The organism is Xenorhabdus thuongxuanensis (genome assembly GCF_001908095.1).
GTDB lineage: Bacteria > Pseudomonadota > Gammaproteobacteria > Enterobacterales > Enterobacteriaceae > Xenorhabdus > Xenorhabdus thuongxuanensis.
In genome coordinates, this window is the sequence record NZ_MKGR01000014.1 from 86,712 (window position 1) to 95,595 (window position 8,884).

Consider the following 8,884-nt stretch of genomic DNA (forward strand, 5'->3'; position numbering starts at 1 on the left):
TTAGCTTGAACGAAGAGAAAGCCGCGTCATTTAGGCGCAGTCGGTAACATGCCCTTATAGGGCTAGAGCAAACCACCCGCTATGCGGGTGGTTCTGATTAATTAATAAAGCGATAATAATATTATTTATAATAAATTAATTGTTACCAAAGAGATATTAACTGCTTTAAATAATCAAAATGATTCATTGTTTTTTTCAAACTTAAGTCTATTTTGTTGTTATTATTAATTGGGTGATATCCAATTAATTTTTTTGAAAGAATGAAACATTAACTGAATCTGGTAAATATTAATGAATAACTCCAATAAATTGACGCAAACAGATATCAAATCCTTGCTATTATTTATCGCTTTTACTCTACTATATTTGTTACCCGGTGTTTATGGACATACACCCTGGAAACAAGATGAAAATTACAGTTTTGGCATTATTCATACCATGTATGAAACAGGGAATTGGTTGGTAACAATGAATGCTGGTCAACCTTTTATGGAAAAGCCCCCTTTATATTATTGGACAGCCACTTCATTTATCCATTTATTATCCCATTGGCTTCCGATGCACGATGCCGCCAGGACAGCCTCTTTATTTTTTTCAGTGATCAATTTTTCCTTTTTTATTCTGTTGGCACGTCGCGTATTTGATGTCAAAAACTTTACAGACAGTCGAATATGGATAGCTTTTGCTTTGTATGCCAGTGCACCTGGATTAGTTCGCCACAGCCACGATATGTTTACTGACACCTCACTAATAACCGGAACAACTATCGGATTATATGGTTTACTGGGATTAATCAAAAACGAAAAAACAGGTTACTCCTGTTTATGGTTGATCATAGGTACGACTGTAACACTCTTATCAAAAGGGGTATTTATTCCGGGATTATTATGGATTTGCCTTGTTCTGGCTCCCGTTTTCCTTAGACATTGCCGAACCAAACAATATTGGCTAAATGCTTTATTGTCAGGGATCATTGCACTGGTTTTAATCCTGCCGTGGCCGGTCATGTTATTTATTGAACATCCTGATTTATTTAAAATCTGGCTTTGGGATAACAATATCGGTCGCTTTTTAGGTTTTTCTGTTGAAGATCTTGGGGCAAGGGGAAATTTGACCATGATCCCTGAGGCAGTGCTATTGTTTGCCTTGCCATCAGGAATATTGGCTTTTATCTTTATATTAACAAACCCAATTAAAATTCTGTCAGATAAACACTATTTCTTGTGTGCAGCCTTTGTTGTATTAGGGGTTGTTCTATTACAAATATCAGCCTCTGGTCGTGCATTATATTTACTGCCTTTTATTGCACCCATGGCTATTTTGGCTACAGGGGTTTTTATTAAAATACCATCAATAATCTATAAATATTTAACCCTATTTTCTTCCCTATTTTGGTCTGCCCTGATTATCTTTTTATGGGTTTGTTATTTTTCGTCGCTTTCCACTGACTATAAGCATTGGTTAACCCCATTTAGCCGATGGCTGCCAATGAGTTATCAAATGCATTTTTCGGGATTTATTGTTACTGCTGCTGCCTTGATCACTACGGTATGGATAGCTAAAAGTTGGCTTCTTTCTAAATCACCGGACTTGCGCGCTGCCCAAAATTGGGTTTTAGGTATTGCTACAGTTTGGGGATTAGTATTTACATTATTTGTTGGCTGGATTGATTACACTAAGGGGTATAAAGAGGCGTTTCTTGACCTAAAACAGAAGCTAGCGGGAGTGTATAAAGATAATGACTGTATGGCATCATATTATATTGGGGAATCAGAAGCGCCAATGCTTTATTACTTTGCCCGTGTTTTGCATCAACAACAGCGTAAATTTGAAACGCCCGAAAAATGTGATTGGTTAATTGTATTATCCGAAGAGATAGAACCCGCCCCCGAAGGGATGACGCTATTTTGGCATGGACATAGGCCAAATCGAGATAGTGAGAATTTAGTTGTTTATAAGAAAGTGGGTTGAGTGATACAGAAGGTATCATACGTTAAGTATAAAAAGCCCGCTATTGCGGGCAGTATAGAGATTATTTTCGATGTAAATCACGTATCATTGCTTCACGTAAGATAGCGTTAAGCCTCGTCTGATAACCTTTTCCTGGTTGTTTAAGCCAGGCCAACACATCAGAATCAATCCTAACTGAAGCTTGTGTTTTTACCGGACGGTAAAATTGTCCTCGTTCTGCTTTTTTCCAGAAAGCGTCATCCAACGGCGCAATATCACTATAATCAATATCACTATCAGACTGCGTCTTAAGTTCAGATGCTCGCTTTTCTGTCAGAGGCGGTAGTTCACTTCTTTTATATCTAACCATGCTCATAACGTTTCCTCTCATTCCGCTCTAACAAGCTCTATTTAAGTGGTTATCCCCAAAACCACCGCCTCCGCAGCCTTGCCACTCACCAATTTCTCCGTCGCCCCATCGTAATGAATCTTGCCATCCACAATCAGCAAAGATCGTGGAGCGATTTTGGCTGCATCATCAAGATTATGGGATACCATGAGTAAAGTCATTTGTCGTTCACTGCATATTTGATCCAGTAATTCCAGCATTTCATTGCGTAAAGCCGGATCAAGTGCCGAAAAGGGTTCATCCAGCAATAAAATCGGTTGATGGCGGACTAAACAACGTGCCAATGCTGCTCGCTGGCGTTGTCCGCCAGAAAGTTGAGCGGGCAGGCGCGATAAACACTCCTCCAGTGACACTTGAGAGGCAATCTGTTGCAGCATTTGCTTTTGTTCAGCACTTAACCGTAATCCCGGATGCAATCCCAAACCAATATTTTGCTCAATGGTTAAATGGGAAAACAGGTTATTTTCCTGAAACAACATCGAAACAGGCCGTCTGGAAGGTGACGTGTTTGTATGGTTTCCGCCATCCAGCCAGATAGTACCGTGTTCTGGAAACTGAAACCCCGCGATTAAACTTAACAGTGTACTTTTACCCGCCCCGCTAGGGCCAAGGATCGCAATGCGTTCCCCAGCTTTTACGCTCACATTAAAATGCATGGCAAAGTGTTCATAAGTATAAATGACATTTTCAAGTTTAATCATGGCGTCGGCTCGGTAAGCGTTCAATTACAGTGAATAAAACAAAACACAGCAGGAGCAGTAGAAATGCGGTCACGGCGCCATCCTGACTGCGATATGCCCCAATTTGTTGGGAAAGGTAATAAGGCAAAGTGCGGAAATCTTCATTGCCAAATAAGGCGATCACACCAAAATCGCCAATAGATAATACACACGCGAAAGCCAACGCTTGTGCCAATGGAATTTTTAATGCCTTAAGCTCGATCCAATACAGGCGGTGCATTCCCTGAATATTGAGAGAACGGCATAAGGGATTGTAACGCTCTGCCAGATCACGCATTGGATTTTCCAATACTTTGAGTGCGTAGGGGATCGCCATCAATGCGTTGGTCAGGATAATCAGTCCGTAAGGCGATTGAGGGAGACCAATCGTTGTGTTTAGCAGGAGAAAAAAACCGGTGGCAAGGACGATCCCCGGCATAGCAAGGATCAACAATCCACTGGTTTCCATTGCTTGTCCCCATTGAGAGAAATGGCGTAAGCGTAATTCGCGGCTGCTCCATAGCAACATCATGGTGAGAATAACACACAGTAATCCGGCACCCAGCGCAATAATAATGGAGGTTGTAAGGGCTTGCCATAAAGCTGTTTGGCTTAAAACATTAAAAATATCACGGTTCAGTCCATCAACAATGACCGCCAATAAAGGAGGAATTAATAGCAGTAACGCGATGCCAATCAGTAAACCATCAGATAATTTTTGCAGCCATGAATCCTGTGGATTACGCCATTGTTGTTGATGCCCATAACCAACGGAAAGTGCGCCTTTAAGTTTTTGGCTAAGGAGCACCAAACCGAGACAACAAAAAAGTTGTATCAAGGCAAGCAGGGCGGCATGACCAAGATCGTAGTCATAGCTGAGAGCCTGATAAATGGCAAGTTCAATGGTCGTTGCGGCTGGGCCACCGCCAAGAGCAAGAACCGTCGCGAAACTGGCAAAGCACAGCATAAAAATCAGTGCTCCCGTCGGTAAAATTTGGCGGCGCAGGTAAGGCCACTCAATAAAACGAAAATGTTGCCATTCACTCATACCGAGCTGGGCGGCAAGTTGGCGCTGCTCAATGGCAATACTCTCCAGAGATTGCAGTAATAACCGTGTAGCCATTGGCATATTAAAGAAAATATGTGCCAGCAAAATCCCCTGTAGGCCATAAGGTGTGAAACGATATTCAACGCCTATCCATTGGAAAATATTATCCAGCCAGCCAGTCTGACCATAAACGGTGAGAATACCAAACAGAGCAACCAATACAGGGAGAATTAAGGTCATGGCGCATAAGCGCAGAAATAGTGTCTTTCCTGGAAAATGGCGACGGTAAAGTGCTCGCGCCAGAAAAATAGCGGGTATTACCGATAAGACGGCAGATAGAAATGCCTGCCAGAAGGTGAATCGAATGACATGCCAGAGATAACTGTCATGCAAGAATTCCTGCCAATGGCTTTCAGGCGCATTGAACCATAGCGTCCCGAATGCTGACAGGGCAACCATAATTAACAGGCCGGAGGCAATAACCCCCGGCAATAACCAACCCGCGATTAACGGCTTACAGCGCTTTGCCATGTACGGATCCATTTTGTACGGTGTTTTGCCACATCATCTGCGCTGAATTGCAGAGATTTCTCAGGAATGGGAAGTTGTTTGAAAACGTCGGGCAAAGGGATATCAATGACAGGATACATCCATTGGGTTGTTGGAATGACTTGCTGAAATGCTGGAGAGAGCATGAAATTCATAAACTTTTTCGCCAGTTCTGGCTGTTTACTTGAGGCCACTTGAGCGGCCACTTCAATCTGCAAATAATGTCCTTCGTTGAAGATAGCGGTCGCGTAGTTATCTTTTTTCTCTGACATAATGTGATAGCCAGGTGACGTGGTATAGCTCAACACCATATCACCTTCACCTTTCAGAAACAGGCCATAGGCTTCACTCCAGCCTTTAGTGACGGTGAGTGTCTTTTTGGCAACTTTTTGCCACTCCTGAGCGGCTTTGTCGCCATAGAGTTCTTGTATCCAGAGCAGTAGTCCTAAGCCTGGAGTGCTGGTGCGTGGGTCTTGGTAAATAATCTTCCAGTCCTGGTGGCTATTGATTAATTCATCCATACTTTTAGGTGGATGAGGCAGGGTATTTTTGTTGTAAATAAAGGAAAAATAACCGTAATCGTAAGGAATAAACGTCGTGTTGTGCCATGCGATGGGTAATTTCAGTTTTGAGGTATCGATGTGACTTGGTGTGAATAACCCTGTTTGCTGAGCGGCTTGAATCAGGTTGTTATCTAACCCCAGTATAATATCTGCTGGTGTTTTTTTTCCTTCCATCCTTAAACGGTTCAGCAAAGATACACCATCTTCCAACGCAACAAGTTTCAGTTCACAGCCACATTCTGCTTCAAAGGCTTTTTTGATGGCAGGCCCTGGTCCCCATTCAGAGGAAAATGAATCATAAGTATAAACTGTCAGGGTAGGTTTTGCCTGGTTTGTTTGAGCAAAGACACTGCCAGAAATAGACAGAATACTGATAGCAATAAAGCTGGAAAATAATTTCGTAAACACTTTGCTCTCCTATAGTTGCATATATCAATAGTTAAAAAATATTGATGTTTATATACATTAATGACTAATGTTTGTTATTAGCAGATAGCAAAGGATCTGAGAAGGTGCTAAATGAAAATGACATCTGTTATATCAATGATTAGCGTCTCAAATCCCTACGACGGTACTAACCGGTTCAGGTTCGACGGGTTTATTCTCAGCAGTACTGTTTTGCGACAGTCGCACCCCGTTGAGATAGCGGTATTGTAGAGATTTCGGCTACGTCTGCAAAGTCTAATCATAGAGGTTTAGGTTTACCGCTTGAGATGAGTGTGAAACAATTAGCTATCTTTTTAAATTTGTTATATCGAGAGGTAGTCTGGTGATCGATGATGATGGCTACCGCCCGAATGTAGGAATTGTAATTTGTAATCGCCAAGGGCAGGTTCTGTGGGCACGCCGTTATGGGCAGCATTCCTGGCAGTTTCCTCAGGGGGGTATCAATCCAGGGGAATCACCAGAGCAAGCGATGTATCGCGAGTTGTTCGAAGAAGTTGGTTTAAATCGCAAAGATGTACGGGTTCTCGCCTCAACCCGGAGTTGGTTGCGTTACAAATTACCCAAGCGTTTGGTGCGTTGGGATACAAAGCCTGTTTGTATCGGGCAAAAGCAACGTTGGTTTTTATTGCAGTTATTGTGTAATGAAGCGGATATTAATGTGCAGCGTAGTAAGACACCGGAGTTTGATGGTTGGCGCTGGGTTAGTTATTGGTATCCTGTCCGGCAGGTCGTTTCTTTTAAACGAGATGTATATCGTCGTGTGATGAAAGAATTCTCTTCTATTGTGATGTCAACGCCGGAGCCCACTTCATTATTACCTTCACCTTATTTACATCGCCGTAGAAAAAGTTAGGTCATTGCTATGCTCATGCGCTTACGGGAAATTGTCGAAAAGGTTGCGATGGCAGCTAATTTATCTGAAGCGCTTGAGTTATTAGTCAATGAAATGTGTCTGGCAATGGGTACGGATGTTTGCTCTATCTATTTGGCGGATCATCAGCGGCAATGTTATTACCTGATGGCAACCAAGGGGTTAAGAAAACCCAAAGGGCAAGCAATTAGTCTCTCTTTTGATGAAGGCGTTGTGGGACAAGTTGGGCGTTTATCCGAATTAATTAATCTCGCTGATGTCCGTGACCATCCTAGTTTTAAATATATTCCTCAGGTCAGAGAAGAAAGCTTGCGGGCTTTTTTAGGTGTACCGATTATTTATCGTCGCCAATTGCAGGGAATATTAGTCGTCCAGCAATATGAGCGACGGTTATTTAATGAAAGTGAAGAATCTTTCATGGTGACATTGGCGATGCAGCTTGCTGCTGTTCTCGCTCAGGCGCAAACAAAAGGGTTATTCGGCCAGTATCGTCAGACCCGCATTAAGGCGCTTACCATTTCTAATGGCATTGTTATGGCACAGGGATGGCAAGATCGTTCCCAGCCTTTGTTGGAACAAGTGACTGAAGCATCGACCCTGGATTATCAGGCTGAACGCTCCAGGCTGACTTTTGCCCTTGAAGAAGCAACCGCTGAGTGCCGTCGTATCAGTAAACGCTTTACTGCCAGTTCACAGAAAGAAAGTGCCGCCATTTTCGATCTCTATTCTCATTTATTAAATGATCCTCAACTCAAGCGAGATCTGTTTTATTCCGTCGATAACGGTTTTGTGGCGGAATGGGCGGTTAAAACTGTGATTGAAAAATATGCTGAACAGTTTGCCAGCTTGCAAGATCTTTATATGCGCGAGCGGGCATCGGATCTGCGGGCACTCGGCCAACGGGTACTGTTTCATCTGAATGGCTCCTTCACGGGCACAAGGCAGTGGCCGCAGCGTTTTATACTGGTTGCTGATGAACTCAGTGCCAACTTGTTGGCTGAATTGCCACAAGATCAATTGGTTGGTGTGATTGTGCGCGATGGCGCGACTCACTCCCATTCTGCAATATTGGTTCGGGCGATGGGTATTCCCGCTATCATGGGTGCGGATATCCAGCCTGAGTTATTGCACAACCGGACACTAATTCTTGATGGTTATCGTGGAGAGATTTTTATTGAACCAGAGCCCCTGGTTGCCCAAGAATACCAACAACTTATTGAAGAAGAACAAATTATCAGCAAATTAGCTGAATATGAACAGCAGAAACAAGCGCGGCTAAAAAGTGGAGAACGGGTTCTGGTGCAGCTTAACGCAGGCTTGAGTCTGAAACATGAACGGCAGATAGAAGATAATATTGACGGTATTGGGCTATACCGCACAGAAATCCCGTTTATGCTGCATAGCGGTTTCCCATCAGAAGATGAGCAGAAAAATCGTTACCAAGAGATACTGGAGCTTTTCCCTGATAAGCCAGTCGTATTGAGAACACTGGATATTGGCGCGGACAAACAACTTCCCTATATGCCCATCAATGAAGAAAACCCTTGTTTGGGATGGCGGGGAATTCGCATCACGCTGGATCAACCGGAAATATTCCTGATTCAGCTTCGGGCGATGCTAAAAGCTAATGCACAGACTGGCAATTTAAAAATACTCTTGCCGATGGTAACCAGTATTGAAGAGATTGATGAAGCTCGAAAACTGATTGAGAGAGCGAAAATTGAAGTAGAGCAAACACTAACCGATACCATCACAATGCCCCAAATTGGTATGATGCTTGAAGTACCTTCTACCCTTTTTTTGCTGCCCCAATTAAAGCAACGGATTGATTTTGTTTCTATTGGTACAAATGATTTAACTCAGTATTTGCTTGCCGTGGATCGCAATAATACACACGTCGCTTCGCTATATGATAATTTACATCCTGCGGTGATTAGAGCCCTGAAATGCATTTTTGATGAATGCCAGCGACTTGATCTCCCTGTTAGCATATGCGGAGAAATGGCAGGTTTACCAATGGGAACACTCATATTGCTTGGCTTAGGTTATCGTAGCCTGAGCATGAGTGGCCGCAGCGTTCCGCGTACTAAGTATTTATTACGCCACTTGGATGCTAAAGAACTAGAGCATCTTATTAAATTGATTTTGCAAGCTGAAACCAGCCATGAGGTCAAAGCGCTCTCAGCCGAATTTATGGAATCGCATGGCTTGGGTGGCTTGATTCGAGGGTAATGAAATGGACACCTCCCCAAATCGGCTCCAGTGAGCCATGCTGAATACATCAGCAAAATATGAAGAGGTGTCCCATGGAACAAATTATCGGAATTG

The 8,884-nt window shown here is 43.0% G+C and carries 7 protein-coding genes and 1 riboswitch; of the genes, 3 read left to right on the forward strand and 4 right to left on the reverse strand.

Translation table 11 applies throughout. The annotated features are described in order from the left end of the window. The first annotated feature begins 291 nt into the window (after nucleotides 1–291). A complete protein-coding gene (locus Xentx_RS20295) occupies nucleotides 292–1,971 on the forward strand; it encodes an ArnT family glycosyltransferase (protein WP_074020277.1) in 1,680 nt (559 codons plus the stop codon). Between the two features lie 61 nt (nucleotides 1,972–2,032). Here the strand turns inward: Xentx_RS20295 and Xentx_RS20300 are convergent, their stop codons facing one another. From Xentx_RS20300 to thiB, 4 genes are read right to left on the reverse strand one after another with little or no spacing between them, the layout of a single operon-like run. Then, complete coding sequence (locus Xentx_RS20300) at nucleotides 2,033–2,326, reverse strand: BrnA antitoxin family protein (RefSeq protein ID WP_074020278.1); 294 nt, start codon at nucleotides 2,324–2,326, stop codon at nucleotides 2,033–2,035. Between the two features lie 35 nt (nucleotides 2,327–2,361). After that, nucleotides 2,362–3,060 carry a thiamine ABC transporter ATP-binding protein ThiQ gene (gene thiQ / locus Xentx_RS20305; RefSeq protein ID WP_074020279.1) on the reverse strand — a complete coding sequence of 233 codons (699 nt, stop codon included), beginning with the start codon at nucleotides 3,058–3,060 and terminating at the stop codon, nucleotides 2,362–2,364. Continuing rightward, a complete protein-coding gene (thiP, locus tag Xentx_RS20310; RefSeq protein WP_074020280.1) occupies nucleotides 3,053–4,657 on the reverse strand; it encodes a thiamine/thiamine pyrophosphate ABC transporter permease ThiP in 1,605 nt (534 codons plus the stop codon). The genes thiQ and thiP overlap by 8 nt, the downstream gene beginning before the upstream one ends. Beyond that, on the reverse strand, nucleotides 4,633–5,646 hold the full coding sequence (gene thiB / locus Xentx_RS20315) for a thiamine ABC transporter substrate binding subunit (protein WP_074020281.1): 1,014 nt from the start codon (nucleotides 5,644–5,646) through the stop codon (nucleotides 4,633–4,635). The genes thiP and thiB overlap by 25 nt, the downstream gene beginning before the upstream one ends. 134 nt (nucleotides 5,647–5,780) lie before the next feature. Then, nucleotides 5,781–5,885: riboswitch (TPP riboswitch) on the reverse strand. A 122-nt stretch (nucleotides 5,886–6,007) separates the two neighbouring features. Between thiB and rppH the strand changes: the two genes are divergently transcribed. Both rppH and ptsP read left to right on the forward strand, forming a co-directional pair. Then, a complete protein-coding gene (gene rppH / locus Xentx_RS20320; RefSeq protein ID WP_074020282.1) occupies nucleotides 6,008–6,538 on the forward strand; it encodes an RNA pyrophosphohydrolase in 531 nt (176 codons plus the stop codon). A gap of 9 nt (nucleotides 6,539–6,547) precedes the next feature. After that, on the forward strand, nucleotides 6,548–8,788 hold the full coding sequence (gene ptsP / locus Xentx_RS20325; RefSeq protein ID WP_074020283.1) for a phosphoenolpyruvate--protein phosphotransferase: 2,241 nt from the start codon (nucleotides 6,548–6,550) through the stop codon (nucleotides 8,786–8,788). Nucleotides 8,789–8,884: the final 96 nt, after the last annotated feature.

Bases quoted from the DNA above. Each gene is read 5' to 3' on its own strand.
- Xentx_RS20295 (WP_074020277.1), top strand. From the start codon at position 292: ATGAATAACTCCAATAAATTGACGCAAACAGATATCAAATCCTTGCTA.
- Xentx_RS20300 (WP_074020278.1), bottom strand. From the start codon at position 2,326: ATGAGCATGGTTAGATATAAAAGAAGTGAACTACCGCCTCTGACAGAA.
- thiQ (WP_074020279.1), bottom strand. From the start codon at position 3,060: ATGATTAAACTTGAAAATGTCATTTATACTTATGAACACTTTGCCATG.
- thiP (WP_074020280.1), bottom strand. From the start codon at position 4,657: ATGGCAAAGCGCTGTAAGCCGTTAATCGCGGGTTGGTTATTGCCGGGG.
- ptsP (WP_074020283.1), top strand. From the start codon at position 6,548: ATGCTCATGCGCTTACGGGAAATTGTCGAAAAGGTTGCGATGGCAGCT.